The sequence below is a fragment of the Aurantiacibacter suaedae genome (assembly GCF_005434915.1).
GTDB lineage: Bacteria > Pseudomonadota > Alphaproteobacteria > Sphingomonadales > Sphingomonadaceae > Alteraurantiacibacter > Alteraurantiacibacter suaedae.
In genome coordinates this window covers 346,460-372,083 of record NZ_SKCG01000002.1, presented here as the reverse complement: position 1 = coordinate 372,083, position 25,624 = coordinate 346,460, and the positions used below count along the sequence as shown (strand labels likewise).

The window sequence follows — 25,624 nt, the reverse complement described above, 5'->3', positions numbered from 1 at the left end:
ATCCGCCTGATCGAGGGATTTTGGTGTGCAATCAAAAGGCTGTGCCAATCCGCCGAAGTTTACACTTGGGCGGATTGGCGCGCGCAGCGGGATGATGCAGACGTGTCAAAGAGCCCGCCGGACGTGCCATATATCTCTGCCTGTAGGAAAGTGCCCGGCCTGCGCCTATAACCCTGGCCATGGCCATGTTCTTCGACGCGCTCGACGAGAAACATATCGCGATGATCGCGCAGCAGCCGGTGTTCTTCGTGGCCACGGCGGCGGCGGATGCTCGGATCAACCTTTCGCCCAAGGGCTATGACGCCTTTCGCGTGCTTGGCCCGAATCGGGTCGCCTATCTCGATCTCGGCGGCTCGGGCAACGAGACCAACGCCCACCTGCTCGCCGACGATAACGGCAAGGGTGGCCGCATCACGATCATGTTCTGCAATTTCCAGCAGCCCGCGCAAATCCTGCGCATCTATGGCCGGGGCAACCCGGTGTTGCCGTGGGAAAGCGGCTGGAATGAGTTGGCCGACCACTTCACCCTGCTGCCCGGCACGCGCCAGATTTTCGACATAACGGTCGAAAGTGTGCAGACCAGCTGCGGCTACGGCGTGCCGCTGATGGAGCTGAAGCACGAGCGGCAGACGCTGGTGAAACATCACGCACAGGCCGATCCGGCCGAATGGGCAGGCAAGGCCCGGCGCGCGCGGACCAGCATCGACGGCTTGCCTACCCGCACCACTGACCGATTTATCGCCGGCGCATGACCGAACTCACCTTCGCCAGCTACAACGTCCACAAGGCAGTCGGCTCCGACCGGCGGCGCGATCCCGAGCGGATCCTTGCCGTGATCGACGAACTCGGCGCCGATGTAGTAGGATTGCAGGAAGTCGATCTCAGGCTCGGCCCGCGCGCCAGCGTGTTCGAGCGTGCGCGGCTCGAACATCTTGGCTGGCAACTGGCCTCGGTGCCGATGAAGCCCGCGAGCCTGGGATGGCACGGCAACATGCTGCTGGTGCGCGAGGGGCTGACGATCGACGCGGTCGACGGCGTGCATCTGCCGAGGCTCGAACCGCGCGGCGCGCTCACCGCCAGCTTGCGGGTCGACGGCCAGCCGATCGACGTGACCAGTATGCACCTCGATCTTTCGGGGCTGCGGCGCAAGGCACAGCTGGCGCAGCTGTGCGCGGCGGGCAGGGCCAGCGGAAAACCCGCGCTGATGCTGGGCGATCTCAACGCCTGGCTCTCGCGCCCCGACCGGCTGCGCGGCCTGCACAACTATTGGTCGGTGCTGACGCCGGGACGCAGCTTTCCGGCGCGCGGGCCGCTGTTGTCGCTCGACCGGATGATCGTCAGCCCGCACTGGCGCTGTGACGAGCTGGAGGTGCATCGCTCGCCGCTCGCGCGGCAGGCATCGGACCATTTGCCGATCAGGGCAAGGCTCACGCTTGATGCACAAAATTTAGGCACAGCGCCCACGCTTTAGGCAGATGGCGTGCCTCTGGCTGTGGCAGAGCCGGCAAACGATCCCCTAATCCGCCCGAAATTGAAACTGGCACGCTGCTTGCGAGGCTGTTGCCGTGGCCGGGGGCGTGCCCGGCAAGGCAACAGGGGTTTGAGATGAAGTTCATCATCGCCATAATCAAACCGTTCAAGCTCGATGAAGTGCGCGAAGCACTCGCGGGGCTGGGCGTGGCCGGGATGACGGTCTCGGAAGTGAAGGGGTTCGGTCGTCAGAAGGGGCAGACCGAAATCTACCGCGGAGCCGAGTACTCGGTGAACATGCTTCCGAAGGTGAAGCTGGAAATCGCGGTCACTACCGAGCTTATGCCGAAGGTGGTCGAGACCATCCAGCAAACCGCCAGCACCGAAAGCATCGGCGACGGCAAGATCTTCGTGCTCGATCTGGCATCGGCAACGCGGATCCGCACCGGCGAAACCGACGAAACCGCGCTTTGAGGGGGACGCATTCCATGAAGAACACTCTTTTCAAACTGGGCGCGGTTGCTGCGGCAAGCTTCGCCTTCGCCACCCCGGCGTTCGCCCAGGAGGCTGCGTCTGACGCAGTCGGCGGCGGCACCGCCTATATTCTCAACACCCTGCTGTTTCTGATCGGCGGCTTCCTCGTGATGTGGATGGCCGCTGGCTTCGCCATGCTCGAGGCTGGCCTGGTCCGCACCAAGAACGTTTCGACACAGTGCCTGAAGAACATCGGCCTCTATTCGATTGCTGGTCTGATGTTCTGGGTGATCGGTTACAACATCGCCTATCCGGGCTTTGCCGAGGGATCGCTTGGCCTGTTCGGCATTAATGGCACCGCCTATGCGATGCAGGGCGTCGGCGAGGCTGACCTCGACACCGGCTACTCGGTCGCTTCGGACTGGTTCTTCCAAATGGTCTTCTGCGCCACCACCGCCTCGATCGTTTCGGGCACCCTGGCCGAGCGTATCAAGATCGTGCCGTTCTTCATCTTCGTGACCGTGCTGACCGCCGTGATCTATCCGGTCGTGGTGAGCTGGGAATGGGGTGGCGGCTACCTCGACAGCGTCTGGGGCTTCTCCGACTTCGCCGGTTCGACCCTCGTCCACTCGACGGGCGGCTGGGCCGCTCTGGTCGGCGCGCTGATCCTCGGCCCGCGTCTGGGTCGCTACACCGCCGACGGCAGGGTCAACGTGTTCCCCGGTTCGAACATTCCGCTCGCCACGCTGGGCACCTTCATCCTGTGGCTCGGCTGGTTCGGCTTCAACGGCGCTTCGCAGCTTGCGATGGGCACTGTTGGCGACGTGTCGGACGTGTCGAAGATCTTTGTGAACACCAACATGGCCGCTTGTGCCGGTGTGGTGGTCGCGATCATCGCCACGCAGCTGCGCTACGGTAAGGCTGACGTGACCATGGCCCTGAACGGCGCGCTTGCCGGTCTGGTCGCCATTACGGCCGAGCCGCTGGCTCCCACCGTTGGCCAGTCGATCGTGATCGGCGGCATTGGCGGCATCCTGCCGGTGGTCGTGGTTCCGATCCTCGACAAGCTCAAGATCGACGACGTGGTCGGCGCGATCCCGGTTCACCTGTGCGCCGGTATCTTCGGCACGCTCGCGGTTGCCTGGGCCGGTGACGCCACCTTCGTTGGCCAGCTCGTCGGCGTGCTGCTGACCATGGTCTGGGTGTCGGTTGCCTCCGGTATCCTGTGGTTCGTGTTGAAAGCTACCGTGGGCCTGCGTCCTTCGGAAGAGATCGAGCTTGCGGGCCTCGATCTCGCCGAGGTCGGCGTGGAAGCCTACCCGGGTCTCGCCAACCAGGCCTGATCCATCACAAGTTTGGCGGGGTCAGGCTCTTCCTCCTCTCCCCCTGATCCCGCCTACCGACGTTCCTCCTGCGAACGAACACCTTTACAAGGGCCGGAGCCAAGCGCTCCGGCCCCTTTTTTTTGTCTCGCGTCCGTGCGACAGGGGGTGGCCTGCGGGGCGGCACTGTGCTGGCCCCCGCAGACAAGCGGAGGAACGAGGCGATGAAAATGGTGATTGCGGTGATCAAGCCGCACAAACTCGAACCGGTGCGCGAGGCGCTGGGCGAAATTGGCGTCGCCGGTCTCACCGCCAACGAGGTTAAGGGTTTCGGTCGCCAAAAAGGGCAGACCGAGATTTATCGCGGGGCCGAATATTCGGTGAACATGCTGCCCAAGGTGCGGCTGGAAATTGCCGTGCCCGACGATCTTGCGCCGCGGGTGGTGGAGACGATTCGCGCTGCCGCCAACACCGAGACGATTGGCGACGGCAAGATATTCGTGCTCGATCTGGGCGAGGCGGTCCGTATTCGCACCGGCGAGACTGGCGAACACGCGCTCTAGGCGCGCGCCATAGGTGCCGCGGCCTGATTCGAAGCTCGCTGCTCCTGAAGCTCGCGAAATCATGCCGTGGCTGCCTCAGGGCCTATTCTTTGCCGCGCATCGAATCGCACAGACAGGGGTGCGCAGCGATAAAAAACCTCGTAACCTGTCCGTAATCTTAAAACATTCGCGTCACGGGCTTTTCTAGGTTATACACAGCAAATGGAAGTGGCGGGGCATCGCCGTCGCTTCCGGCCGGGGGTCTTCGTCCGAATTCCACGGCATGGTTGAAGGACGGAAACTTAGGGTTTTTGGTTTAGATGGGTTACGACAGAGGACGTCGCGGACGGGGACGCGACAAGCGCGACAACATTGGCGAGGAAGGCTTCGATCCCTTCTTTGAGGGTGGACCGCCTTCGGACGGCGGCTGGCGCGGTGGCGACAGCGGCGGCCGTGGTGGTTTTGGCGGCGGCGGTGGTGATCGCTTCGGCGGCGGCAACCGGTTCGACAACGATCGCGGCCCGCGCGGCGGCGGTTTCGGCGGCGGCGGCGGCGGTGGTCCGCGCGGCGGCGGCGGTGGCGGCATGCCTCCGCAGGTCGTCGGCAGCGGCACCGGCAAGGTCAAATTCTTCAATTCGCAGAAGGGCTTCGGCTTCATTCAGCGCGATGAAGGCGGCGAGGATGTGTTCGTGCACATCAGCCAGGTCGAACGCGCCGGGCTCGAAGGTCTGGCCGAAGGGCAGGAGCTTGCCTTCAACCTCGTGGATCGCGGCGGCAAGGTGTCGGCGGCCGATTTGCAGGTCGTGGGCGATGTGATTCAGGTCGAGGCCAAGGCCCCGCAGCGGGAGCTGACGGGCGAAAAGGCCGTGGGCACGGTGAAGTTCTTCAACGCTATGAAGGGCTTCGGCTTCATCACCCGCGACGATGGCAAGGAAGACGCTTTCGTACACATCAGCGCGGTGGAGCGTTCGGGCCTGCAGGGCATCGCCGAAGGCGACCGTTTCGAGTTCGACCTCGAGGTCGATCGACGAGGCAAGTACTCGGCCGTAAATCTCGTTCCGGCAGGCTAAGTCCAGCCGGATTGCGGGGCGGCCGAGCGTTTGACCGGCCGCCCGCAGCATCATACTACACGAGCAGCAGGCGGCTATCCGATCCCAAGTGATCGGGCCGCCCTTTTGTGTTTTGATGTGAAGGAATCCCAATGGCCATTTCAGCGCTTATGCCTGTTTACCCACGGTGCGGCGTGCGTCCGGTCCGTGGCGATCATTGCCACCTGATTGACGAGGATGGCACCCGCTACCTCGATTTCGCCGCGGGCATCGCGGTCAATCTGCTCGGCCACTCGCACGAAGGCCTGATCGGCGCGATCCAGCGTCAGGCCGCCGAGCTGATGCATGTGTCCAACCTCTATGGCAGCCCGCAGGGCGAGCATCTGGCGCAGCGGCTGGTCGATCTGACATTCGCCGACACGGTGTTCTTCACCAATTCGGGCGCTGAGGCGGTCGAATGCGCAATCAAGACGGCGCGCGCCTATCATCAACATGCCGGCAACGAAGAACGCTTCGAGCTGATCACCTTCAACAACGCCTTCCACGGGCGGACGATGGCCACGATCAGCGCCTCCAATCAGGAGAAGATGCATAAGGGCTTCGCCCCGCTGCTGCCGGGCTTCAAATATGTCGACTTTGGCGATCTGGCCGGGGTCGAGGCCGCGATCGGTCCGCACACGGCCGGCTTCCTGGTCGAGCCGGTGCAGGGCGAGGGCGGCATCCGCGTCGGCAGTCAGGAGTTCATCAAGGGCCTGCGCGCGCTGGCGGACAAGCACGATTTGATGCTGGTGTTCGACGAGGTGCAGACCGGCGTAGCGCGCACGGGCACTTTCTATGCCTACGAACAGTATGGCCTGGAGCCGGACATTCTCGCCACGGCCAAGGGCCTCGGCGGTGGCTTTCCGCTCGGTGCCTGCATGGCGACCGAGAAGGCCGCGCGCGGAATGACCTTCGGCACCCACGGTTCCACCTATGGCGGCAATCCGCTGGCGATGGCCGCCTCTGAAGCGGTGCTCGATGCCGTGGGCAACGAGGAGTTCCTCGCGCAGGTGCGCGCTACCGGCGAACGGCTGCGCGGCCGGCTCGAACAGTTCATCGGCAACTATCCCGAGCTGTTCGAAGAGGTGCGCGGGCTCGGTCTGATGCTCGGGATCAAGATGAAGGTCGAACCGCGTCCCTTCATGCAGCACCTGCGTGACAAGCATCAGCTGCTCACCGTAGCGGCGGGCGATTCGACGCTGCGGCTGCTGCCGCCGCTGGTGATCGGCGATGCCGAGATCGACGAGTTCTTCGAGAAGCTTTCGGCGGGCGCGGCGGATTACGAACCGGAGACTGCGGGATGACGACGCACCATTTCCTCGACCTAGCCGATGCCGGTGGCGATGCGATCGCCGCGATGATCAACGACGCGCAAAGCCGCAAGGCCGCGCGCAAGGATTGGCCCAAGGGCAAGCCCGATGCCGATGCGCCGCTGGCTGGCCGCGTGCTGGCGATGGTGTTCGAGAAGAACTCGACCCGTACACGCGTCAGCTTCGACATGGCGATGCGCCAGCTTGGCGGCTCGGCGCTGATCCTCGATTCGGGCACCTCGCAACTCGGCCGCGGCGAAAGCGTGGCTGATACCGCGCGTGTGCTGAGCCGGATGGCCGATGCGATCATGGTCCGCACCGACGATCACGCCAAGGTCGAGGAAATGGCCCGCTACGCCACCGTTCCGGTGATCAACGGACTGACCGACCAGTCGCACCCGTGCCAGATCGTGGCTGACCTTGTGACAATGGTCGAGCATGGCAAGGCGCTTCCGGGGTTGGAGGTCGCCTGGCTGGGCGATTGCAACAATGTGCTGAACTCGGTGCTGGAAGCGGCGGGGTTGATGAAGTTCAACCTGCGCATCGGTACACCAGCCGAAATAGAGCCCGATGCGAGCTATGTCGCCAAGGCCCGTGCCGGCGGCGCGCGCGTAGATGTCACCAGCGATGCCGGCGAGGCCGCGCGCGGAGCGGACGTGATCGTCACCGACACGTGGATCTCGATGGGGCAGGATCACGCCGAAGAAAAGCTGGCCCAGCTCGCGCCCTATCAGGTCGACGATGCGCTGATGGCCAATGCCAAGCCCGATGCGATCTTCCTTCACTGCCTGCCTGCGCATGTCGGCGAGGAAGTGACCGAGAGTGTGTTCGAAAGCGCGCAATCGGTCGTTTTCGACGAGGCGGAAAACCGAATTCACGCGCAAAAGTCTGTTTTGCTGTGGTGTTTCGGCCAGTTGGGCGCAGGCGCTTAACATCGCGCCCGGCTATTCCCATCTATAGCCGATGACTGACACGACTGCCGCTGAAACAGAGACCGGTTTCGACACCGTGCTGCGCTTCATCCTGCCCGACCGCGATTGCCGCGGCCGGCTGGTACGGCTCGGACCGGTGCTGGACGAGATCCTCTCGGCGCACGACTATCCGCCGCCGGTGAAGCACTGCCTCGCCGAAGCCTTGGTGCTGACTGCTTTGATGGGCTCGATGCTCAAGGACGAGCAGGACCAGATGACGATCCAGGCGCGCTCGGAAGAGGGCCTGATCCGCCTGCTGGTGTGCGATTATCGCGATGGCGCGCTGCGCGGCTATGCCGAGGTAGCGCCCGATGTGCCCACGCAGGTGGGTGCGAACCCACGGCTCGAAACGCTGTTCGGCAGGGGCCACCTCGCCGTGACGTTCGACCTGGCCAGCACCGGGCAACGCTATCAGGGGATCGTGCCGCTTGAAGGTGAGAACCTGAGCCAAGCGATCGAAACCTATTTCGCGCAGAGCGAACAGCTGCCCACCCGGGTGAGCACGGCGATGGCTTTCGGGCAGGATGGCGGGATCGCTGGTGGGATGCTGGTGCAGCATCTGGCCGATGGCGAGGAAGGGCGCGAACGTCTGCACGTGCGCTTCGATCATCCCGAGTGGGAGCATGTCTCGATCCTCGCCGACACCATTTCGTATGGCGAGCTGGTGGATCAGGCGTTGTCGATGGAGGCGCTGGTCTGGCGACTATTCAACGAGGAGCGCGAACTGCGAACCGACGGCGTGGCCCATTTGCGCAAGGGGTGCCGTTGCTCGATCGAGCATTACGCAACGATCCTTGGCCGCTTCGGCGAGGCAGAGCGGGCGGAAATGGTGAACGAGGAGGGCGATATCGTGGTCGACTGCGCCTTTTGTTCGCGTCAATTCGCCATTCCCGCATCGCTGGATGACGTATCATGACATATTGCGGTATAGCGTTTTTGTTCAGCTTGGGCAGGGTATAGGTACGGCATGCGTAAGGTCTTGAAACTTTTTGCGATGATGTCCGCAGGGGCGGCGGTGGGCTTGCCTGCCGCAGCACAGGGGCCCGAGCTGGCCGTGCTCGGCACGCTCGACAAGGGTGCGTGGACCGTGCGGGTAAGGCCCGATGGGCCGACCACGCGGATCTGTGTGCGCACGGGGCAGGAGTTCATCCAGCTGCGCCATCGCCAGCTCAATTGCGATCGTTTCGTGGTCGACGATCAGCCCGGTGAGACCACTGTCCAGTATACCTGCCGGGGGCACGGCTATGGCCGCACCAGCGTCAGGCGCGAGGGCAACCGGCTCGTGCAGCTGCGCAGTCAGGGGACGGAAGATGGCAAGCCGTTCTCGGTCGACGCCGAGGCCCGTTACGCCGGAGCCTGTTGAACGAAGGGGGCTTGCTCCGGCGCGGGCACGGGCCTAGCTCGGCGGCATGACCTCCACGACGGTAAACACAGGCCAGAAGCACGCCATTGTGCTGCTTTCGGGCGGGCTCGATTCGAGCCTGTCTGCAGCGCTGGCCAAGGAACAGGGCTTCGCGATCAACGCCCTAACCATCGACTATAACCAGCGCCATCGCCGCGAACTTGATGCCGCGCGGGCCGTGGCGCAGTCGCTGGGGGCGCAGCGGCATATCATCCTCCCGCTCGACCTGTCGCAATTCGGCGGCTCTGCGCTCACCGCCGATATCGATGTGCCCAAGGGCGGCGTGGCGGAAGAGGGGATTCCGATCACCTATGTCCCCGCGCGTAATCTGGTTTTCCTGTCGCTGACTTTGGCCTGGGCCGAGGTGGTGGGGGCGAACGACATCTTCATCGGGGTGAACGCGCTCGACTATTCGGGGTACCCCGATTGCCGCCCCGAATTCATCGCCAGCTTCGAAGAGACGGCAAGGCTGGCCACGCGAGAGGGGCAGGAGGGCGAAGGCTTCCGCATCCAGGCCCCGCTCCAGCATTGGGACAAGGCGCGGATCGTCAGCGAAGCCTTGCGCGTCGGGCTCGATCTGTCGCTGACTTGGTCGTGTTATGACCCGCAGCCTGATGGCACGCCTTGCGGTTTGTGCGACAGTTGTCGGCTGAGGGCCAAGGGTTTTGCCGAGGCAGGCGCTCTCGATCCGGTTGCTGGCCTTGACGCGGGATGACAGCCGCCCAGCCGGAGCAGCGGGAGCGGGTACCGGTCTATAACTGGTATGCGCTTGGTGTGCTGGCCCTGGTCTATTGCACCAATTTCATCGACCGGCAGATCCTGTCGATCCTCGCCAACGACATCAAGGCGGATCTGGCGATCGACGATGCCCAGCTGGGCTTTCTCTATGGCACGGCCTTTGCGGTGTTTTACGCGCTGCTGGGTATTCCGCTCGGGCGGCTGGCCGATAGCACGCACCGCCTGCGTTTCCTGAGCTTCGGGCTGGCCTTGTGGTCGGCGATGACCATGCTCTCGGGCCTTGCGAAAAACTATGCGCAGCTGGCCCTGGCGCGGGTCGGGGTCGGTGTGGGTGAGGCTTCGGCCAACCCTTGCGCCTATTCTCTGATCGCCGACTGGTTTCCCGCCCATATGCGCGCGCGGGCCATCGCGATCTACTCGGCGGGGCTGTTTGTCGGCAGCGGTTTGTCGCTGTGGCTAGGCGGCTATATCGTCGAGGGCTGGAATGCGGCCTTTCCAGCCGATCCGCCGCTGGGCCTGAGAGGCTGGCAAGCGGCCTTTATCCTCGTTGGCACGCCGGGACTGGTGCTGGCCGTGTGGCTCCTCACCCTGCGCGAGCCGGAGCGGGGCAAGACGGCTGAATGCGCCAGACCCTTCAGGACGTTTCTTGCCCAATGTGCGCTGATTATCCCGCCTTTCGCCGCGATTGGCGCGGCACGCGAAGGCGGCAGGGCACTGGCGGTCAATCTGGCGGGCGCGGCCCTCATCGCGCTCATCAGCGCGGCGCTGGCGCTGCTGCTCGGCAATGTGGAGCAGTTCGTGCTGATCGGTATTGCCTACTATGCCGTGTTCAGCTGGGTGAGCCACACCCGCCGCGCCGACCCGGAATGTCACGCGCAGACCTGGGGCAGCGGCGCATTTCGCGCCATCGTCGGCGTCTATGCCTGCACGTCCTACGTCGGCTATTCGGTGACTTACTGGGCCGCGCCCTATGCCGAGCGGACCTTCGCGCTGGGCAAGGCCGAGCTTGGCCTGTTGATCGGTGCGCCCAACGCGCTGGGCGGGTTTCTCGGCATTCTGGCAGGCGGATGGGCTGCCGACGCCCTGCTGCGCTATACGGTGAATGGGCGGGTGCTGGTCGCCAGCGCAGCAGTTGTGCTGCCCGTGCCGCTGGTCCTGATCGGCTACACCACCGACAGTCAGACGCTGTTCCTCTTCTGCAATGTCCTCACCCAGTTGGTCACGGCCTCGGCGCTGGGGGCCTGCGCTTCGGCCAGTCAGGCGCTGGTTGATCAGCACATGCGCGGACGGGCCTCGGCGCTGTTCCTGCTGGGGCCGACGCTGGTCGGCCTGTGCTTCGGCCCCTTCGCGGTCGGCCTTGTGTCTGAGCGGACCGGTGATCTCGGCCTCGGGGTGATGATGAGCCTGCTGGCGGCGATCCCGGCGGGCCTGTGTCTGCTCGCCGGTCTGCGGCTCTATCCCGCTGCCCTTGCGCGGATCAGCCGCTAGGCCAGTATCCCCGTCGCGACGAGCGCCGCGACGAGCCCCGCAATCGCGGTGCGCGCTTCGCTGTCCTGCGTGGCGCCGCCGCTGGGCAGGGCGATGTCCGAGGCGCGGCTCCAGCCATCGTCGAACAGGGCCTGCTGCCCCGCCGACTTGTCGTAAACGCGCATTCCGGCCAGCGGCGGCTGGAACAGCCAGTTGCCGGCCTGCCGACAGGCGATCTCGCCCGCATGGCCCGTCCATTCATCGGTGGGCGTGTCCCCGACAAGCCAGGCCTCGCCATCGACCGGCGCGGCGGGCGGCGCATCGGCCGTGCCCTCGACCGCGAGGTGCAGCAGCGCATCGAGCCGCGCGAGCGCTTCGTTGACGGTAAACTCCTTCTGCGCCTGCGCGGTGAACAGGAACGGGAGGCCAAGGCGCGCGCTCGCGCTGGTGAACGTGATGGGATCGGGCATAGGTCACCTCAAGCAAGGGTTGTGAGATAGAGCGGATCGGAGCGGGCGCTGTTGCCGATCTGGCGCACCCACAGCGCTTTGCCGGGATGCTCGGCGCGCAGGGCGGCCCAATCGGGGGCGGAGAATTGCAACGTGGGCGCGGTCACTTCCCACTGGGCCTCGGGCAGCTCGGTATCGCCAAGGCCGACCGCATAGCGTTCGAACTCCTCGGCGAGCGGTGGTTCGACCGTGCCGCTCCAGCTCCAGGCCCCGCGCGCGCGGCGGGTCCAGCTCAGTGTGGCGCTGCCGTCGGCGGCCAGGGTCAGGCGTGGGTGGACCGGGACCAGCGGCCTCAGGGTCAGCCCGGCATTGGCGATCGTCGCCTCGGCGGGCACGTCGTCGGCGAGCCCGATGGCGGCGATCGCCTCAGCCGTGCCAAGGTCGGCGGCGTCAAGCCGGATCGGCCGTTCATCGAGCAGGACCACATTCGCCCCCGCCGCCGTGCCTGTGAGCGCCGCCGCTTCGGTGCCGCCGCGCCCGCGCAGCAGCCCGGACAGCCGCCAGACAGATCCGCCGATGCTTTCGGCATGGGCAAATTGCAGCAGCTCCGCCCCGACCAGCAACCGGTTGGCCCCCGCCGCCAGGCTTTCGAGCGGGCGCGAGGCCAGTTCGAAATCGGGGGAGGCGAGGGTGACGTCGACAGCAGCCGTCCGGTCGATAATGGCCGGGTCGGCGGGTGGGAGCAGGCTTGAGAGCGTGCCGACAACCGCGCGTTGCCGCCTGGTGCCCCGGAGCGGTGACAGGCTGCCGCCGTGGTCGGCATAGAGCATGGCTCCGGTCCAGCCGCTGGTGCTCGAACTGGCGGCGGCGATCACCTGCCGTTCGTCGCGCGTGCCGAGCCCGTCCCACGGCAGCTCGCTTGCCATCAGCACGGTGGGCGTGGCCACTTCGTCGGGAGTTTCGAGATTGCGGCCCGGATCTCCGATCGCCGGGGGGAGCGCTGCGCCCGGTTCGCGGGTCAGTTCGAGCTCGACGCCGGTGTCGCGCCATTCCCAGCTTTCCACCCGCCACTTGCCGGGGCGACCGGGCACGGCGACCAGAGCGCCGGGGGCAATCCGCGCGTCCAGCTCGGCCATGCGCCATTGCAGGCGGTCGCCCGCCACGCCTTCGCGTGTGGCCATGGCCTCGATCAGGCGCAGCGCGGTGCCCGCCTGCAAGGCACCGGGAAAGTCGATGACGGTGCTTTGGCCCGCAGGGGCCTGCCCGCCAGCGCGTTGCAGACCGGGCTGATAGTCGCGCGCGACATCGTAGTAGCGCATGGCCGAGGGCAGCTTGCTGTGATCGGTGCGGCGGGTGGACATCTGGCCGTAGGCCCCGCCAAAACTCTCGTTGGCGGGGTCGACCACGGCCTCGGGCAGGGTCGCGGCGGGCGCGGCGGCAGGATCGCGCGGGTGGATCGCCAGCGGCCCCGCGCCGACATCGCAGGCCAGCGGATAGACCCGGTCGAGCAGTTCGAGCGATGCCAGCACCGGCCCGCCTTCATCCGAAAAACCGCCCAGCCCCTCAAGCCCGCGCGTGATTGCCGCATCGGCCTCCAGCGGCTCCAGCAGTTCGACGAGGCTTACCTCGCCGTCGTCGCTGGTGATCTCGAAGGCGAGTGTGGGGATGCGGTTGCCGAACTCGGCCAGTTGCAGGCTTTCGAACACGCAGTAGGCGAGGCCCCGGAAAGCAGGGCAAAGCGCACCCTCGGCGCTGGCGAGCAGCGGATCGGGCTGCTGGTCGCCATAGCCCTGATGCACGCGCAGCATGCCGCCGACCTTGAGATCGCCCGCCGCGCCGCGCAGCAGGCGGCCATCGGCCCAGATCCGGCCCAGGCGAGCAATCGGGCGGCTCGCCAGCGCCACCGCGAAGCTGCACGAATAGCTGTAGGTCTTGACCGAGGGGCTGCTCTTGCCGCCGCCGGTGGTCTCGCTGGTTTCGACGAGGTCGGTCGCCCAGATCACGCTGCCTGCTGCGCGCATGGTGCCGAAATAGCGCGGGATCGGCGTGCCGTAGCTCGAACTGGTGACGGCCAGCTCCTTGAGGCGCGGGCCTACGCGGCCGCCGGGCTTGAACACCGCGCGGTCGATCTGGTTGCCGAGCAGCGAACCGAGCGCGCCGCCAATCGGCCCGCCGAGCGCGGTGCCGACCGTGGTGAGGATAAGGGTGGCCATGGTCAGTCTCCGCTTGGGGCCAGCCGCCAGCTACGCAGCAGCGGCCATTCGACCGGGCGCGGGCCGTGGACGACCCGGCGCAGACCGGCATGGGCATGGACGAGGGTGCCGCCCTCGCCCGCGATGGCGAGGTGCAGCTGCGAGGGCGATGGACGCAGCGCGAGCACGTCGCCGGGCTGGAGAGCCTCTGCCACGTCGCGCAGGCCCGAGCGGGCGAGCGCCGGAGCAAAGCCGGTGAGCGAGGTCTGATGCAGGCGATAGGGCGGCAGCGGCCCGGCATCGCGGCCCACGGTGCGCAGGGCCAGCACCACCAGCCCCACGCAGTCTACGCCGCCTTCGCGGGACATGCCGCCGAGATGGAAAGGCACGCCGACCAGCGCCCGTGCAGCTTCGAGGAGTTGTTGCCCGCCGGCCATTATGCGCCCCCTGTGCCGTAGCGGGTGAGCAGGTCGTTACCGGGCATGAACGGCTCGCCGCGAAAGTTCGCAGCATTGCCGAAGCGGGCGGCGCAGGTGGCAATGGTGTGGTCGCACGATTCGGTCACCTCCGCGCGGTCTCCTGCCGCCAGTCCGGCAACGAGATCGCGGTCAAGCGTGAGTTCGGAGCCCGAGGCGGCCATGATCCGCATCGCGACGCCCGCCTGCGGCCCGTCGATCCAGCGCAGTCGCCCGCCGACAATCATGTCGGCTGCGGGCAGGCCCGAAAAGCTGATCGAGCCGGTTTCGCTATTGATCGCCGTCACGCGAACCAGATGGGTGAAGCGTGCGGGGCTCAGCCCGCAGTCCCGGTCGCAGAAGCGGGCGCGGCAGGTGGGGCTGGTGCGCGGCACGAGGTCGCGTTCGAACAGCGTCTTGGCCGATTGCAGGCTCGCCTCGAAGCTCTCGCCGTTTTCGGTGACGCTGGCGACCTCGCCCGCAAATAGGGCCGTGTGCTCAAGGCTTTCCCAGTCGACCACACCCACCTCGATCACGGCACCGTCATAGCGGCCCATCCTGAGGTCGGCGGGCGTGATCGCTGAATGCGAGAGGATGCCCTCCATCTCGACCAGCTCGCTCGACAGGTCGGCCGAGCGGCGGATCGACGAGGGGACCATCCCCGGCGCGGCCAGATGCGCGATGCCCGCAAACATGAGGTCGCGGTTGTGGCTGGTGAAGCCGAGCGTCACCCCGTCGCGGCGCATGATCCGCCAGTAGGTGGCTACGGTTTCGAGCGGCTGGGCGAAGAAGGTCCGGCTCATGACGCCTCCCGGATCTCGATCAGCGGCACCGAGGGCGCTTCCCCGGCGGCGAAGTTGCTGGCGGAAATATCGAGCCGGTCCTCGGCGAAGCGGACCGGCACGTCGAACAGGAAGCCCGCGCGGACCTCGACGCCCTCGGGCGCAGCGGCGGACAGCGTGATCCAGCCGCCCTCGTCATAGGTCCAGGCGCTGGTCGGGACATGATCGAGGCTGACCACGATCGAGGCAAGGCGCGGACGGGTGATCGGGCGGACCTGCGGGTCTGCCCCCGCGCCATAGCGCTTGGCAAGCTGGAAGCGGACCGTCTCGCCATCGCCCAGGCCGAGCAGCTGGTCGCTGGCCGTGGGGGTGCCGGTCTGGCCGTGGGAGCTGAAGTCGAACGGGTCGGCGAGGCGAAAACCGCGCGCCGCCCCGCGCCGGGCGCGGAAGAATTCGAGCAGCACGCCAAGCTCTGCTTCCGAGCGGATGCCGGGGCCGACATCGTAGCGCAGGCGCGCGTCGCTCCAGTGACTGTTGCGCCGCTCGAAGCCCGAGGCGGTGAGCGCCACTGAGGTCGAGAATTCCGGGCTCACTGCGAGATCGCGGCCCGGCGCGAGTGGATAGAGTAGGTCGTCGAAGGCTTGCATGGAGGTGTCCTCGCTGGAGGGAAGGCGGGTGTATCCGTCGCGCGTGACCTGCGGCAGCGCCCAGACGAACAGGCGCTCGACGCCCCGCGCGCGAGCCTCGTCGAGGCCCCGGTCGATGCGCTGCCAGTAGCTTTCGGCATCGGCGGGGCTGAGCACGAAACCGGCCAGATAGTCCTGCACGTCGAGCGGGTAGTGCAGGCGGCCCTGCACGGCGGCGTAGGCGGCGCGGCGGGCGCCCTCGGCCCCGGCGGTGAGCCAGTCGTAGTCCTCGACCTGGAGCCGGTCGTAGGCGGGCCAGGCCCAGCCCTCGGGCAGGCTGGCGCGGCGCAGTTCGGGGCGGGCCGGGTCAAGCAGCGTGGGGGTGAACACGAGCAGATAGACCGTCGCCGCGCCGCCCGCCGCAGTGCGGACATGGTCGCGTAGCGCGGCGGTGGAGGCGGCCAGCGTGGCCCCGGCCCAGTCGAGCAGGTCGAGCTGGGCGGCATCGAGCGAGGCGGTGAGGTCGGGGATTTCGGGGGCCGATCCGCGCGCGGCGATCACGGCGTCGTCATAGAGGCAGATGTGGCCATCGAAGGTGAGCCACCACCACGGTTCGCCGATCTGGAAGTGGACCGGCAAGCCCTCGGCCACCACCAGCGCGGTGAAGGCCCCGGCGACCGTGCGCAGGTAAGCCATGGCCGTGTCGTTCGCTGGCGAGAGCAGAGTGGAAGGCGGCTCCCATCCGGTCAGCGCGCGCGAACCGTCGTAAGCGCGCTGGCTCCATTCCGGTGGGCAGTGCTCGGCGAACAGCTCGTAAGAGAGCGAGACAATCGGCTGGTAATCGAGCCGCGCGCATTCGGCGAGGAAGGCGCGGTGCCACGCCTCGCACGGGGTGCAAAGCTGTGCCGGCTCTTCCACCAGCAGCGCGCCGCTGGGCTGGCGGGCGAGCCGGTAGAAGTGGCTCATTCCGACATAGTGGACGATGGCCCCGCGATAGCCGAGGCCGAGCACATTGCGCAGCACCCGCGCTGGGGTGAGGTTATAGCTGTCGTCGTAGGCTGTCGCCATGCCGACATCGTGCGGGGGCACCACTACGTCGCCCAGCTTGACCATCGCGCGGTGGCCCTCGCAGGCGATGCCGGTCAGCTCGACCCAGCCATTGGCGCGCGCGGGCAGCAGCGTGTGATCCGCGGGATCGTGGCCCGGCGGGACCAGCGAGATGAACATTCGGTCGATATCGGAGGGATGGAGCGCGTCGCCATCGGCCAGCCAGCCTTCGCGCAGCTCGGAAAAGGGCAGCACAACGGCGGCATCGTCGGGCGCGCCCTCGGCGTAGTTCCACAGCCGCACATACCAGGTGCGCGCCGCGCCAGAGGCATCGCGCCCCTCGATGGTGAGCGTGGGCCCGTGCACCTGATCGAGCGCCACCACGCCTGCCGAGCGCCAGCGGAAGCGCAGGCTGGTGTGCGCATAGTCGCGGTCGGTGGCATAGGCGAGCAGGGGGTGGTCGTAGCGGTCCTCGCTTTCCCAGATCAGCCCGGCGAGCGCATCGCGGTGGTGGAACTCGCAGTCGATGCGCAGGCCGTCGTGCGCGATGGTGGTGAGGCTCGCCATTTCGGGGCGGGGGAAGTCGACGGTCCAGAAGCGCGGGTCGAACCGCTGGAGATAGTCGAAGTCCTGTCCGTTGCGCTTGCGCGCCAGCCAGTATGCCATGTGTTTTCCTCCCTCAGGCGCCGCGCAGCGCGCGGGCGACAGCGCTGGCGACCTGGCGCGACGAGCGGCGCAGCATCGCCGGGCTATCGGTGCCGCGCTCAGCGGCGAGGTTGATCGACACGCGCACGTCCTTGCCGCCGCCCTGCGGGGCGAGCGTTTCGACCCGGCCCGCCGAGGTCGGCACGAACAGCTCGGGGCCACGCTCGCCGACGAGGAACGGCATTCCGGGCGCGACCGGTCCGCCGGTGGCGCGCCCCGGAAGGCCCAGCAGTGCGCCGAGCGTATTGCCGAACAGGCCGCCCAGCCCACCGCTTGCGCCTTTTGCCGGGCCGCCGCCGAACAGCGCGCCGAGGCCGTTTTGCACGGCGCTGGCGGCGATCTCGCTCATCGCGCGCAGGGCAACCTGCTTGAGGTCGTCGAAGCCCAGACTGCCGCGCCGGATCGCGCCGAGCAGCCCGCGTTCGAGTACCGATCCGGCCTTTTCGAACCCGCCGATCAGCGAGCTGTCGACGCTCGCGCGCATGGTTTCGATGTCGGCGCGGAAATCGCTGGTGCTGGCGCGCACTTCCACCAGCAGCGGTTCGAGATCGTCAGTCATGCCTGTCTTGCTCCAGCAATGCGGCCAGCTCGCAGCGCGTTAGGCCCTCGGCCTGCTCGCCATTTTGGTTTGCGAAAATGCAGAAAAGTTCCGCTGGGGTTGCCCGCCAGAAATCCTGCGGGTTCCAGCCCAGCGAGCGGCACAGCTCCCCGCACAGCCGCAGGGCGCTGTCGGAGAGGTCCTCGCTCATGGGCGGCCTTGCAGGATCTGGCGCAGGATCGTGCGTAAAGGCGCAGCGGCGGCGGCAAGGCCCATGGCCATCACCGCTTCGCCCACCTGTTCGCGGGTGACATCGCCTTGCTCGGCAAGGCAGTGCCAGAACAGAGCGGCGATCTCGGACAGGCGCAGCTGGCCCTCGCCCGCCCGCTCGACCAGCGCGAACAGCGGGCCAAGCTCTTCCTCGGCCAGGACCAGCGCGTGAAAGCTGGGACGCAGCAGGCGGGGTTTGCCCGCCACCACCAGCATTGCCTCGCCGCGTGCGGGATTGTGGCGAGCCTGACTCATGCCGGAACGACCGGGCCGGAGCTTTCGAGCTGCAACGTGTAGTTGCGCTCGCCATTGAAATCGCCCGCATAGTCGAGCCGCTGGACGAGGAAGCGCCCGCGCAGCTTCTCGCCGTCCTCGAAGCTCAGTTCATAGTCTTCGATGGTGCCCGCCAGTGCGTGGGCGCGAACGGCTGCTTCGGCGCTTGAACCGAGAAAGATCCCCGCTGCGCTGACCGACACCGAGCGCGTCCCCGCCCCTGAGAGCAGATCGCGCCAGCCGCCCGATTCCTTGTGGGTGACGACCACCGCGTCGCCATTGATGGAGAGCTGCGTGGTGCGCAGCCCGGCGACGGTGGCATAGGCGGGCGAGGCGGTGCCGTCGCCGATCTTGAGCAGGAAGGCAGAGCCTTTTTGGGCAGTCATGGGCAGGTACTCCGTGTAGAAAATCAGGCTTCGAAAAGGCGGAAACGGTATTCGAGCAGCACCGCACGCCTGAGGTTCGCGCGCTGCTCGGCGCGCCCGCGCAGGAACTGGGCCGAGACGAGGCGGAAGCTGGGATGCGCGGCGGGCATGGTCTCGATCCGGTCGGCGACCAGCGCGGCGAGGTCGGCGCTTTCGCCCGCCTCCTCGCCGCGCAGGTGCAGTTCGAGCGCCACGCGCACCTCGCGCCCGCGCCGGTCCTTGGTGCTCCAGTCGATGCTGGCGCTGGTGGCCACGGCAAGCCAGGGCGCGCTGGTGCGGGTGGGCACCTCCTCGGTGATGGAATTGAGCAGCGGGGCCAGCAGCGGGTCGCTCGCCAGCCAGTCGATCAGCGCAATGCGCAGGGCACTTTCCATGGGATTACGGCTCCGATGTGAAGGCGGGCCACAGCCATTCGGCGCGGCGCCAGGACTGTTCGCCCGGCTCGGCAGCGAGGCGGCGCTCGGCCGCCCGTGCCAGCGCTCGCTTGCGCGCCTGCCGTTCGAGCGCCCGCGCAAGCCCGGCGAGCCCGGGGATCTGCGCGGTGATCATGCCAACCGCATCCGCCGCCAGGGCTGCCACAGCGCCGCGACGGCGGCGGGCGGGGCGCTCTTGGCGCTGTCGTCCTCGCGGGCGCGGAAGTGGTGCGCGGCAAGGCGCAGCACCCCGTGGCACAGGTCGGCGGGCAGCAGGTCCCAGTCGGCGGCAAGACCGGCTGTGTAGCGAACCACCAGCCGCTTCTCGCTGACCGGCACCACGAGGCGAAAACGGCCCTCCGCCCGCGCCGTGATGTCGACCAGATAGCTGGTCGGCGGCAGGGTGGTGCGCGAGGCGTCGCTTGCCAAAGCCTCCACCGCGAGGATCGCGCGCACGGGCGTGAGGTCGAGCGTCTGCCAGCCGGTGCTGGCCTCGCGCATTTCTTCGTAGGTCGCCTCCAGCGCGATTCTGCCGGTGAAGGCCTCGCAGGTGGCGAGGCTGGCGGCGAGCAGGCGGGTCAGCTCCGCGTCGTCGCGCGCGGTGGTGATGGCCAGCCAGGCCTTCAGCTCGGCGAGCGCGGCTCCGGCAAGGTCAGGTGGCGTGACGAGTTGCCGCTGCATGGCGGTCTCCTGTGTCTCGGCAAGAACAAAGGCGCGCCCGCTCCGGCGAGGAGGGGGGAGTGGCTCGCGGTTAGCGGGCGCGCACGGACGCCGGGCGTGCCTGAGGCTGGCACCGCCCGGCGGATTGAAGGCGCTTAGGCCTCGATCTTCAGCAGCTTGATCGCCGCGCTATCCAGCACCTGCCCGCCCACGCGCTTGGTGGCGTAGAAGTGGACGAACGGCTTGTTGGTGAACGGATCGCGCAGGATCGACGTCGCGGTGCGTTCGGCGATGAGGTAGCCGTTGCGGAAGTTGCCGAAGGCGATCGGGTACTGGTCCGCCGCGATATCGGGCATGTCCTCGGCCTCGACCACCGGATAGCCGAGCAGACGGTCGGGCTGGCCCTCGACCAGACCCGGCTGCCACAGGAAGGCCCCGTCGCTAGTCTTCATCTTGCGCACCTCGGCCAGCGTGGCCGAGTTCATCACCCAGCTCGCGCCCTGGCGGTGGCCGGCCTTGAGCGTGTGCACGAGGTCGATCAGGCGGCTTTCCGGGTTGGCATCGAAGCCCGCGGCATCGCCCGAGCCGATATATTGCAGGCTGCCGAAGGGTCGCACCGCGTCACCCGCCATCGACGTGGCCGAGGCAAGGAAGCCGAGCGGCTGGTTGACGCCGGTGCCGTTCACGAAGGCAGAGCCCTCGGCAGCGGCGAATTCGACTGCGATCTCGGCGGAGAGCCAGCCTTCGAGGTCGAACCCGGCATCGTCGAGCATGGCTTGGCTGGCCGCGGGGTTGGCGTAAAGGTCGCCCGACGGCGGGGCGACCTCGGCGAAGGTCGGGCTGGCGGTTTCGGGGCGAGCATCGCCCTCGCCGACCCAGCCCGAGGCGACCCCGCCGGTGGCGACCAGCTTGCGGTAGCCCGCGTTGCCCACCTGCACCACCTGCGCGATCTGGCGGATCGGCGAGATGGTCTTCAGCTCGCTGGCGATCATCGCGTCGATCTCGCGCGGCACGGCATAGCCGCCGTCACCCGGCGTGAGGCCCGAGAGCGACTTGAGCTCGGTCTCGCGGCCCTGCCGTAGGTAGCCGGTGACGAAGCTCTTCACTTCGGGGCTTTCGGTCTTCACCACGCCATCGAGCGCGGGGCGCGAAGCGGCGCGGCTGACACGGTCGAGCCGGGCCTTCACCTCGTCGACGTCCGAGCGCAGCACCTTGATCGCCTTCTCGGCTTGGTCCTGGCGCGAGACCAGATCGAAGCTCTGCGCGATCACTTCGGTTTCGATTTCCATATCCATATCAGCTAGTTACCTTTTCGGTTGGGGGCACGAGAAATGAGACCGCCCCCCGAGTGGGGCCGGTCAGGGGGATTTTTGTGGGGGTTGAGGGAAGCCGGAGCGGGATGGCACGGCATCGCATAAAGCCCTTCCCCTTGGGGAAGGGTTGGGATGGGGGGTCCGCGCCAGCCAGCCAGCGTCGAGCCCCCACCCCCGGGCCTCCCCAAGGGGAGGGGAGTAAGGAAGATCAGGCAGACCCTAGGCGACGAAATGCACTCTCGCTCCGGGCTGGAGCGGCTGGGTCACGAGGCTCACCTCGAACAGGTCGATATCTTCGAGCACACGGCCATCGAGCGTTTGGCGATAGCCACGCGCGCGGTAGCCGAAGCTGAGGCCGTTCACCCGTTTGCCGAGCAGGTCGCTCACCGCGCGGCTGCGGGGATTGTCGAGCCGGGCGATCACGCGCAGGCCTTTTTCGTCCTCCTGCGCCAGATCGACCGTGCCGATCTGCTGCTCCGGCCGGTGTTGCCAGAACAGCGGCAGCGGCTCGCGCCGGTCCGCCAGCGTGCGGGCGAAAGCGCCCTTGCGGATGGTGTCGCCCGCAGCGTCGGCCACGTCGAACAGGGCGGCATAGCCCGCCAGCCGCACCATCACCGCAGCAGCCCGAACACGCCGAGCCGCACGGCGATGCCGACCAGAAGCAGCGCCAGCACCCCGCGCACGACCCATTCGACGGTCGCCTTCCACGCGCTCGCCTTTGCGCTGCGCCAGGCTTCGAGCAGCTCGCGCAGTTCGTCGATATCGCTCTGCGCGTGGTCGTCCTCGAGCCCGATGCGGGTGAGCACGCGGTCCGCGCCCAATTCGCTCGCCTCCTCGACGATGGCGCGCAGGGTCACGAGGTCGGCACCGCCGGTCTGCGCCTGCGCGATGAGCGCGGCGAGCATGTCTTCGCGGGTCATTGGTTATCTCCGTTCGTGTTTTGTTCGGGTCCGGGAGGCAGGCTGAGCATGGCGCGCTTCTCGGCCTCGCTCAGGAAGTCGGCGCCGGTGACCTGCGCCCACAACTTCTCGCGATCCTCCGACAATGCAGGCACCCGGTCGAGATCGACCGCGAGGGCGACACCGGGGAACCACGGTTGCAGCCCCTCGGAAATCCCGCCGAGGATCTTCGCCGCCAGCGGCAGCAGCGTGAGCCGCCACAGCGCACGGTTGGCCTCCTTGTAGTTGGCATAGGTGTTGTCGCCCGGCAGCCCGAGCAGCATCGGCGGCACCCCGAAGGCGAGCGCAATGTCGCGCGCGGCGGCGGCTTTCAGTTCGGCAAAGTCCATGTCGGCGGGCGAGAGCGACAGGCTCTGCCACTTGAGCCCGCCCTCCAGCAGCATCGGACGGCCCGCATTGCCGCCGCCCTGATAGGCTGCGGCCAGTTCCTCCTTGAGCCGGTCGAACTGCTCGCCGGTGAGTGTGGAAGCCTCGCCGGTATCGTAAACCAACGCGCCCGAGGGCCGCGCGGCGTTTTCGAGCAAGGCGCGGTTCCAGCTGGCGGCGGCATTGTGGATCGCCACCGACTGTTCGGCGGCGATGAGGCAGCCTGCGCCGTAGTGGTCGTCGGTCGGGTGGAAGGTTTTGAGGTGGATCAGGCAGGGCCAGCCGTCCTCGTCCTCCAGCGGCAGGTCGACTTTGGTGTCGCCCACGGTGTAGCGATAGGCGGCGGGCCAGCCGTCGGCGCCGGGGACCACGCTGATGCGCTCGGGGCGCAGGGCGAACAGCTCTGCGGGCTTGCCCGAGGCATCGCGGGCGATCTGCACATAGCCGTTGCCGTTGAGCAGCAGGTGCGCGGCGAGCGTTTCGAGCAGCGACTGCCCCGCGCTGGTGGCCCGCACGAGGGCGAGCGCTTTGGGATCGGCCTCGGCAATCGGCGCGCTGCCGACGCCCTCGGCAACGATCCGCACCGCGCGCTGGGCGACGGGGTTTTCGATATAGCCGCGCCGGATTGAGGCGGTGTAGTCGAAGCCGGTCCGCCCCGCGTGGGCCTCGTAAGCGAGCGCCCAGGGCGAAGTGAAGCTGCGCGCCAAAGGCACGCGAGCCCCGTCTCCGCCCTTGAAGGCGGAGCGGAGCGTGTCGATGAAGGACATGCTATTTCCTTTTGCGTTGCTATCTTGCTCGCCCGAACCGATGATCCGGCGATGACTTTGAAAGACTACTTGCTTGGCCGGCGGTTTGAGTTGGTTTCAGCATTGCCGCGAGAAGAGATTGCGCGGCGGATTAGTACCGCCACGCCGTCGATGTTGAGTCCGTTGGCCAGGGGAGTCGCCGGCTCATGCCGGTTTGGCAGGCTCAGATTGTTTTGGCGGATCCCATTTTTTGACAACGGATTTGCGCCGGTTTTTGCGGGCCGGCTGACCAGTGACAGGCGCCAGACCCGAATTTCTGCTCGCTGGGGAGCCTCGTTATATGTGAGAGTGTTTTTTACGATTTGGTATGGGCTGGTGCTGGTAATAGCGATCAGCTTGGCAACAGCTTTATTTGGCGGAAGGCCTAGTGCGGGTAACGATCTGTTGATCGTTCCTTTCGTTGGCCTGTTTGCGCTGGTGCCACTACTCGTTCATCTTGTATTTAATCGCTCGGCAGACAAGCATCTCACGATTATCCTTGCTTTCTTAGTCGCTGAGATTGCGGCGACCGAAGCGCCTATATCTGGCGGACGTGCGGCACGCTCCTCCGCCCCAACATCAGCTCACTAAGCGCCCAAACCAGCGCATCGGCCCGATCCGGCGACCGCCCGGGCCCTTCATAAGTCCCGCCCGCCAGGAGCCCGCACAACTGGTCCTCCAGCGCCGCGAAATGGCCGACATGCTGCACCCGGTCCGCTTCATATAAAGCCGCAATCGGCTCGGCCCGCGCGGCCTTGCCTCGGCTGGCGTGGACGAGCTTTACCGGCATCGCGCAGTCCGCTGCGCGCAGAACGCTCTGCACCATGTCGCCGCCCTGATTGGCCTCGGCTATCACGCGGTCGGCGCGCCAGATGCGTACGGCCTCGGCCACCGCTGACGCCCAGCGCTCGGGCGTTGCGCCGCCGACAGAGTGGTCGGCCAGCACCTGGCCCAGGCCCTCAGCCGTCACGCCGCAGACGATAATCCCGCACTCGTCGCCGCGCGCCGAGGCGGGCGGGTCGACGCCGACCACGATCCGCACGCACTCGCCCTTTGGCCCATCCCACGCGGGGGAGAGGTTGGGGAGGGCGGCTCCTGTCCCGTCGCCCGCCAGCGTGGAGCCCCCACCCCCCGGCCCCCTCCCCTCGAGGGGAGGGGGGGGCTGGCGGCATTTCTCTAACAGGGCGCGGCTCCACAAAGCCCCCTCGACCTCGCGCAGCATTTCGCCGTCCAGCTCCTGCCGCCCCAGCGACGAGCCGCCGAACTGGCTCAGCATCGCCTCGTAGTAGGCGGTCGGCAGTACCCCGGCGTTGTCTGCCGTGCGGCCGCGCGCCAGCACCACACTGCCGTCGCCGCGCTCGGCCTCGGCCAGCAGGCGCTGCATCAGCGGCACCGCGCGCGGGGTGCTGGTGGCGAGAATGCGCGGGTGCTCGCCCAGCCGCATCCCCAGTTGCAGGTTGTCCCAGCAATCCATCGCCCGGCCGCCGGCATTGTCCCACTTGGCGATCTCGTCGCACCAGGCGTGGGTGTGCTGCGGGCCGCGCAGGCTTTCGGGCTCGCCTGCCGAATAGAGGAAGGCCTGCGCGCCGTTGGGCCAGGTCAGCCGCTTCAGCGACGGCTCGAAATCGGGCACCAGCGCGCGCGGCGAGGCCGCCAGAATGCCGCTTTCGCCCTCGACCATCACGCTGCGCACCTCCGAGAGGCTCGCGCCCACCAGCGCGATGCGCGCGGTGCCATCGTTGCGCGCGACATTGCGCACCCATTCCGCGCCCGCGCGGGTCTTGCCGAAGCCGCGCCCGGCACAGATCAGCCAGATCCGCCAGGCGCCCGGTGGCGGCAGTTGTTCGTCGCGCCCCCAGACCTCCCAGTGCCAGGAGCCCAATGCCTGCCGCTCGTGCGCGAGCAGCGTCTTGTCGAGCGCCAGACGGCGGTGTTTTCCGCCATCGCCGCCGGCGCGGAACCAGCGGCCCCGGCTGTCGCGCGGCTGCTTACTCGCCATCGTTCGGCCCGCTCTGGCGCTTGGCCTCCAGCTCGGCGGCGCGCTCTTCGCGGGCGCGCTGGGCGTCGATCTTGGCGTTGATCTCGCGCATCGTGATCACCTCGTCCTGCAATGTCTGGCGGCCTTTCTCACGCGCCACGCTCTCGCGGTGGGCGAGCAGGCAGCGAAAGGCGGTGCCGATGTCGTATTTGCGCTTGTTGCCGTCCTCGTCGACGTCCTCCAGCCGCCCTTCGCGCAGGCGGGCGAGCAGGTCCATTTCGAGGCTGTCGTATCCTTCCGCGAGCGCCGCATACCAGCGGGCGGCGAACTCGGCGCTTTCGCGGCGGCGCTTGTAAACCAATGACTGGCTCACCCCGGCTTCCTTGGTGGCAGCCTTCACATTGGAGGTCTCTGCCAGTTCGTTGATGAAAGTGGTCTCCCAGTTACGTTTGGCCATGAATGCAATGTCCCGTCGTTGGCGCTGGCGGCGAGCATCAAAAAAGGCGGCACCCCGTGGTGGGGACCGCCTCTTGCCGACTCGCTCTATCGCGATGTTGTCCTTTGCTAACCCAAGAGCGTTACGATGTCAATAGAAAAGTGCCAT

Annotated in this window: 31 protein-coding genes; 13 read left to right on the top strand and 18 right to left on the bottom strand. The window is 67.2% G+C overall.

Features of this window, described 5'->3' with window-relative positions; translation table 11 throughout:
* Positions 1–179: 179 nt before the first annotated feature.
* From E0473_RS08090 to E0473_RS08035, 12 genes are all read left to right on the top strand, one after another.
* Positions 180–752, top strand: a complete 573-nt coding sequence (locus E0473_RS08090) for a pyridoxamine 5'-phosphate oxidase family protein (protein WP_137680367.1) — start codon at positions 180–182, stop codon at positions 750–752.
* On the top strand, positions 749–1,471 hold the full coding sequence (locus E0473_RS08085; protein ID WP_137680366.1) for an endonuclease/exonuclease/phosphatase family protein: 723 nt from the start codon (positions 749–751) through the stop codon (positions 1,469–1,471). The genes E0473_RS08090 and E0473_RS08085 overlap by 4 nt, the downstream gene beginning before the upstream one ends.
* Positions 1,472–1,605: 134 nt before the next feature.
* Positions 1,606–1,944, top strand: a complete 339-nt coding sequence (locus E0473_RS08080; RefSeq protein WP_119591572.1) for a P-II family nitrogen regulator — start codon at positions 1,606–1,608, stop codon at positions 1,942–1,944.
* Between the two features lie 14 nt (positions 1,945–1,958).
* Positions 1,959–3,287 carry an ammonium transporter family protein gene (locus tag E0473_RS08075; protein WP_137680365.1) on the top strand — a complete coding sequence of 443 codons (1,329 nt, stop codon included), beginning with the start codon at positions 1,959–1,961 and terminating at the stop codon, positions 3,285–3,287.
* 203 nt (positions 3,288–3,490) lie between these two features.
* The gene (locus E0473_RS08070; protein ID WP_137680364.1) at positions 3,491–3,829 is read left to right on the top strand and encodes a P-II family nitrogen regulator; all 339 of its coding nucleotides are present in this window, start codon (positions 3,491–3,493) and stop codon (positions 3,827–3,829) included.
* Positions 3,830–4,128: 299 nt separating this feature from the next.
* Positions 4,129–4,878, top strand: coding sequence for a cold-shock protein (locus E0473_RS15725; protein WP_137680363.1), 750 nt, complete (start codon positions 4,129–4,131; stop codon positions 4,876–4,878).
* A gap of 131 nt (positions 4,879–5,009) precedes the next feature.
* Positions 5,010–6,200 carry an aspartate aminotransferase family protein gene (locus E0473_RS08060; protein WP_137680362.1) on the top strand — a complete coding sequence of 397 codons (1,191 nt, stop codon included), beginning with the start codon at positions 5,010–5,012 and terminating at the stop codon, positions 6,198–6,200.
* Positions 6,197–7,138: an ornithine carbamoyltransferase gene (argF, locus tag E0473_RS08055; protein WP_137680361.1), complete on the top strand. Its 942-nt coding sequence runs from the start codon at positions 6,197–6,199 to the stop codon at positions 7,136–7,138. The genes E0473_RS08060 and argF overlap by 4 nt, the downstream gene beginning before the upstream one ends.
* Positions 7,139–7,169: 31 nt before the next feature.
* Positions 7,170–8,093: an Hsp33 family molecular chaperone HslO gene (hslO, locus tag E0473_RS08050; protein ID WP_137680360.1), complete on the top strand. Its 924-nt coding sequence runs from the start codon at positions 7,170–7,172 to the stop codon at positions 8,091–8,093.
* A 78-nt stretch (positions 8,094–8,171) separates the two neighbouring features.
* Positions 8,172–8,540 carry a hypothetical protein gene (locus tag E0473_RS08045; protein WP_241657399.1) on the top strand — a complete coding sequence of 123 codons (369 nt, stop codon included), beginning with the start codon at positions 8,172–8,174 and terminating at the stop codon, positions 8,538–8,540.
* 46 nt (positions 8,541–8,586) lie between these two features.
* Positions 8,587–9,294 carry a 7-cyano-7-deazaguanine synthase QueC gene (gene queC, locus E0473_RS08040; RefSeq protein WP_137680358.1) on the top strand — a complete coding sequence of 236 codons (708 nt, stop codon included), beginning with the start codon at positions 8,587–8,589 and terminating at the stop codon, positions 9,292–9,294.
* Positions 9,291–10,805, top strand: coding sequence for an MFS transporter (locus E0473_RS08035; protein ID WP_137680357.1), 1,515 nt, complete (start codon positions 9,291–9,293; stop codon positions 10,803–10,805). Before queC ends, E0473_RS08035 begins: the two co-directional genes overlap by 4 nt.
* Here E0473_RS08035 and E0473_RS08030 read toward each other — a convergent pair.
* The 16 genes from E0473_RS08030 to E0473_RS07960 form a co-directional block, all read right to left on the bottom strand.
* On the bottom strand, positions 10,802–11,254 hold the full coding sequence (locus E0473_RS08030; protein ID WP_137680356.1) for a DUF2793 domain-containing protein: 453 nt from the start codon (positions 11,252–11,254) through the stop codon (positions 10,802–10,804). The two genes, E0473_RS08035 and E0473_RS08030, sit on opposite strands and share 4 nt — an antisense overlap.
* Before the next feature lie 8 nt (positions 11,255–11,262).
* On the bottom strand, positions 11,263–13,446 hold the full coding sequence (locus E0473_RS08025) for a phage tail protein (RefSeq protein ID WP_137680355.1): 2,184 nt from the start codon (positions 13,444–13,446) through the stop codon (positions 11,263–11,265).
* 2 nt (positions 13,447–13,448) lie between these two features.
* Complete coding sequence (locus E0473_RS08020) at positions 13,449–13,862, bottom strand: NlpC/P60 family protein (protein ID WP_137680354.1); 414 nt, start codon at positions 13,860–13,862, stop codon at positions 13,449–13,451.
* Complete coding sequence (locus E0473_RS08015) at positions 13,862–14,683, bottom strand: DUF2163 domain-containing protein (RefSeq protein WP_137680353.1); 822 nt, start codon at positions 14,681–14,683, stop codon at positions 13,862–13,864. The genes E0473_RS08020 and E0473_RS08015 overlap by 1 nt, the downstream gene beginning before the upstream one ends.
* The gene (locus E0473_RS08010) at positions 14,680–17,001 is read right to left on the bottom strand and encodes a DUF2460 domain-containing protein (RefSeq protein ID WP_137680352.1); all 2,322 of its coding nucleotides are present in this window, start codon (positions 16,999–17,001) and stop codon (positions 14,680–14,682) included. Before E0473_RS08010 ends, E0473_RS08015 begins: the two co-directional genes overlap by 4 nt.
* Before the next feature lie 13 nt (positions 17,002–17,014).
* A complete protein-coding gene (locus E0473_RS08005; protein WP_137680351.1) occupies positions 17,015–17,599 on the bottom strand; it encodes a tail tape measure protein in 585 nt (194 codons plus the stop codon).
* The gene (locus E0473_RS08000; protein WP_137680350.1) at positions 17,592–17,789 is read right to left on the bottom strand and encodes a phage tail assembly chaperone; all 198 of its coding nucleotides are present in this window, start codon (positions 17,787–17,789) and stop codon (positions 17,592–17,594) included. Before E0473_RS08000 ends, E0473_RS08005 begins: the two co-directional genes overlap by 8 nt.
* Positions 17,786–18,103, bottom strand: a complete 318-nt coding sequence (locus tag E0473_RS07995; RefSeq protein WP_137680349.1) for a gene transfer agent family protein — start codon at positions 18,101–18,103, stop codon at positions 17,786–17,788. The genes E0473_RS08000 and E0473_RS07995 overlap by 4 nt, the downstream gene beginning before the upstream one ends.
* Entirely contained in the window at positions 18,100–18,507 is a 408-nt protein-coding gene (locus E0473_RS07990; RefSeq protein WP_137680348.1) for a phage major tail protein, TP901-1 family, read from the bottom strand. The genes E0473_RS07995 and E0473_RS07990 overlap by 4 nt, the downstream gene beginning before the upstream one ends.
* 23 nt (positions 18,508–18,530) lie before the next feature.
* Positions 18,531–18,920, bottom strand: coding sequence for a DUF3168 domain-containing protein (locus tag E0473_RS07985; RefSeq protein ID WP_137680347.1), 390 nt, complete (start codon positions 18,918–18,920; stop codon positions 18,531–18,533).
* Between the two features lie 4 nt (positions 18,921–18,924).
* A complete protein-coding gene (locus tag E0473_RS15385) occupies positions 18,925–19,095 on the bottom strand; it encodes a hypothetical protein (RefSeq protein WP_161981547.1) in 171 nt (56 codons plus the stop codon).
* Positions 19,092–19,640: a head-tail connector protein gene (locus E0473_RS07980; RefSeq protein WP_137680346.1), complete on the bottom strand. Its 549-nt coding sequence runs from the start codon at positions 19,638–19,640 to the stop codon at positions 19,092–19,094. The genes E0473_RS15385 and E0473_RS07980 overlap by 4 nt, the downstream gene beginning before the upstream one ends.
* Positions 19,641–19,774: 134 nt before the next feature.
* Positions 19,775–20,914, bottom strand: coding sequence for a phage major capsid protein (locus E0473_RS07975; protein WP_137680345.1), 1,140 nt, complete (start codon positions 20,912–20,914; stop codon positions 19,775–19,777).
* A 237-nt stretch (positions 20,915–21,151) separates the two neighbouring features.
* Positions 21,152–21,544, bottom strand: a complete 393-nt coding sequence (locus E0473_RS07970) for an HK97 family phage prohead protease (protein ID WP_137680886.1) — start codon at positions 21,542–21,544, stop codon at positions 21,152–21,154.
* Positions 21,544–21,852 carry a DUF6127 family protein gene (locus E0473_RS07965; RefSeq protein WP_137680344.1) on the bottom strand — a complete coding sequence of 103 codons (309 nt, stop codon included), beginning with the start codon at positions 21,850–21,852 and terminating at the stop codon, positions 21,544–21,546. The genes E0473_RS07970 and E0473_RS07965 overlap by 1 nt, the downstream gene beginning before the upstream one ends.
* Positions 21,849–23,024, bottom strand: a complete 1,176-nt coding sequence (locus E0473_RS07960; protein WP_137680343.1) for a phage portal protein — start codon at positions 23,022–23,024, stop codon at positions 21,849–21,851. The genes E0473_RS07965 and E0473_RS07960 overlap by 4 nt, the downstream gene beginning before the upstream one ends.
* Positions 23,025–23,075: 51 nt before the next feature.
* On the opposite strand from E0473_RS07960, the gene E0473_RS07955 reads away from it, so the two are divergent.
* Positions 23,076–23,633, top strand: a complete 558-nt coding sequence (locus E0473_RS07955) for a hypothetical protein (protein WP_137680342.1) — start codon at positions 23,076–23,078, stop codon at positions 23,631–23,633.
* Here E0473_RS07955 and E0473_RS07950 read toward each other — a convergent pair.
* Positions 23,581–25,041: a DNA-packaging protein gene (locus tag E0473_RS07950; RefSeq protein ID WP_137680341.1), complete on the bottom strand. Its 1,461-nt coding sequence runs from the start codon at positions 25,039–25,041 to the stop codon at positions 23,581–23,583. The genes E0473_RS07955 and E0473_RS07950 overlap by 53 nt on opposite strands.
* Complete coding sequence (locus E0473_RS07945; protein WP_137680340.1) at positions 25,031–25,477, bottom strand: hypothetical protein; 447 nt, start codon at positions 25,475–25,477, stop codon at positions 25,031–25,033. Before E0473_RS07945 ends, E0473_RS07950 begins: the two co-directional genes overlap by 11 nt.
* Between the last annotated feature and the right edge of the window lie 147 nt (positions 25,478–25,624).

Coding starts and splice junctions, on each gene's coding strand:
- E0473_RS08090 (WP_137680367.1), top strand. CDS start 180: ATGGCCATGTTCTTCGACGCGCTCGACGAGAAACATATCGCGATGATC.
- E0473_RS08085 (WP_137680366.1), top strand. CDS start 749: ATGACCGAACTCACCTTCGCCAGCTACAACGTCCACAAGGCAGTCGGC.
- E0473_RS08080 (WP_119591572.1), top strand. CDS start 1,606: ATGAAGTTCATCATCGCCATAATCAAACCGTTCAAGCTCGATGAAGTG.
- E0473_RS08075 (WP_137680365.1), top strand. CDS start 1,959: ATGAAGAACACTCTTTTCAAACTGGGCGCGGTTGCTGCGGCAAGCTTC.
- E0473_RS08070 (WP_137680364.1), top strand. CDS start 3,491: ATGAAAATGGTGATTGCGGTGATCAAGCCGCACAAACTCGAACCGGTG.
- E0473_RS15725 (WP_137680363.1), top strand. CDS start 4,129: ATGGGTTACGACAGAGGACGTCGCGGACGGGGACGCGACAAGCGCGAC.
- E0473_RS08060 (WP_137680362.1), top strand. CDS start 5,010: ATGGCCATTTCAGCGCTTATGCCTGTTTACCCACGGTGCGGCGTGCGT.
- argF (WP_137680361.1), top strand. CDS start 6,197: ATGACGACGCACCATTTCCTCGACCTAGCCGATGCCGGTGGCGATGCG.
- hslO (WP_137680360.1), top strand. CDS start 7,170: ATGACTGACACGACTGCCGCTGAAACAGAGACCGGTTTCGACACCGTG.
- E0473_RS08045 (WP_241657399.1), top strand. CDS start 8,172: ATGATGTCCGCAGGGGCGGCGGTGGGCTTGCCTGCCGCAGCACAGGGG.
- queC (WP_137680358.1), top strand. CDS start 8,587: ATGACCTCCACGACGGTAAACACAGGCCAGAAGCACGCCATTGTGCTG.
- E0473_RS08035 (WP_137680357.1), top strand. CDS start 9,291: ATGACAGCCGCCCAGCCGGAGCAGCGGGAGCGGGTACCGGTCTATAAC.
- E0473_RS08030 (WP_137680356.1), bottom strand. CDS start 11,254: ATGCCCGATCCCATCACGTTCACCAGCGCGAGCGCGCGCCTTGGCCTC.
- E0473_RS08025 (WP_137680355.1), bottom strand. CDS start 13,446: ATGGCCACCCTTATCCTCACCACGGTCGGCACCGCGCTCGGCGGGCCG.
- E0473_RS08020 (WP_137680354.1), bottom strand. CDS start 13,862: ATGGCCGGCGGGCAACAACTCCTCGAAGCTGCACGGGCGCTGGTCGGC.
- E0473_RS08015 (WP_137680353.1), bottom strand. CDS start 14,683: ATGAGCCGGACCTTCTTCGCCCAGCCGCTCGAAACCGTAGCCACCTAC.
- E0473_RS08010 (WP_137680352.1), bottom strand. CDS start 17,001: ATGGCATACTGGCTGGCGCGCAAGCGCAACGGACAGGACTTCGACTAT.
- E0473_RS08005 (WP_137680351.1), bottom strand. CDS start 17,599: ATGACTGACGATCTCGAACCGCTGCTGGTGGAAGTGCGCGCCAGCACC.
- E0473_RS08000 (WP_137680350.1), bottom strand. CDS start 17,789: ATGAGCGAGGACCTCTCCGACAGCGCCCTGCGGCTGTGCGGGGAGCTG.
- E0473_RS07995 (WP_137680349.1), bottom strand. CDS start 18,103: ATGAGTCAGGCTCGCCACAATCCCGCACGCGGCGAGGCAATGCTGGTG.
- E0473_RS07990 (WP_137680348.1), bottom strand. CDS start 18,507: ATGACTGCCCAAAAAGGCTCTGCCTTCCTGCTCAAGATCGGCGACGGC.
- E0473_RS07985 (WP_137680347.1), bottom strand. CDS start 18,920: ATGGAAAGTGCCCTGCGCATTGCGCTGATCGACTGGCTGGCGAGCGAC.
- E0473_RS15385 (WP_161981547.1), bottom strand. CDS start 19,095: ATGATCACCGCGCAGATCCCCGGGCTCGCCGGGCTTGCGCGGGCGCTC.
- E0473_RS07980 (WP_137680346.1), bottom strand. CDS start 19,640: ATGCAGCGGCAACTCGTCACGCCACCTGACCTTGCCGGAGCCGCGCTC.
- E0473_RS07975 (WP_137680345.1), bottom strand. CDS start 20,914: ATGGATATGGAAATCGAAACCGAAGTGATCGCGCAGAGCTTCGATCTG.
- E0473_RS07970 (WP_137680886.1), bottom strand. CDS start 21,544: ATGGTGCGGCTGGCGGGCTATGCCGCCCTGTTCGACGTGGCCGACGCT.
- E0473_RS07965 (WP_137680344.1), bottom strand. CDS start 21,852: ATGACCCGCGAAGACATGCTCGCCGCGCTCATCGCGCAGGCGCAGACC.
- E0473_RS07960 (WP_137680343.1), bottom strand. CDS start 23,024: ATGTCCTTCATCGACACGCTCCGCTCCGCCTTCAAGGGCGGAGACGGG.
- E0473_RS07955 (WP_137680342.1), top strand. CDS start 23,076: ATGACTTTGAAAGACTACTTGCTTGGCCGGCGGTTTGAGTTGGTTTCA.
- E0473_RS07950 (WP_137680341.1), bottom strand. CDS start 25,041: ATGGCGAGTAAGCAGCCGCGCGACAGCCGGGGCCGCTGGTTCCGCGCC.
- E0473_RS07945 (WP_137680340.1), bottom strand. CDS start 25,477: ATGGCCAAACGTAACTGGGAGACCACTTTCATCAACGAACTGGCAGAG.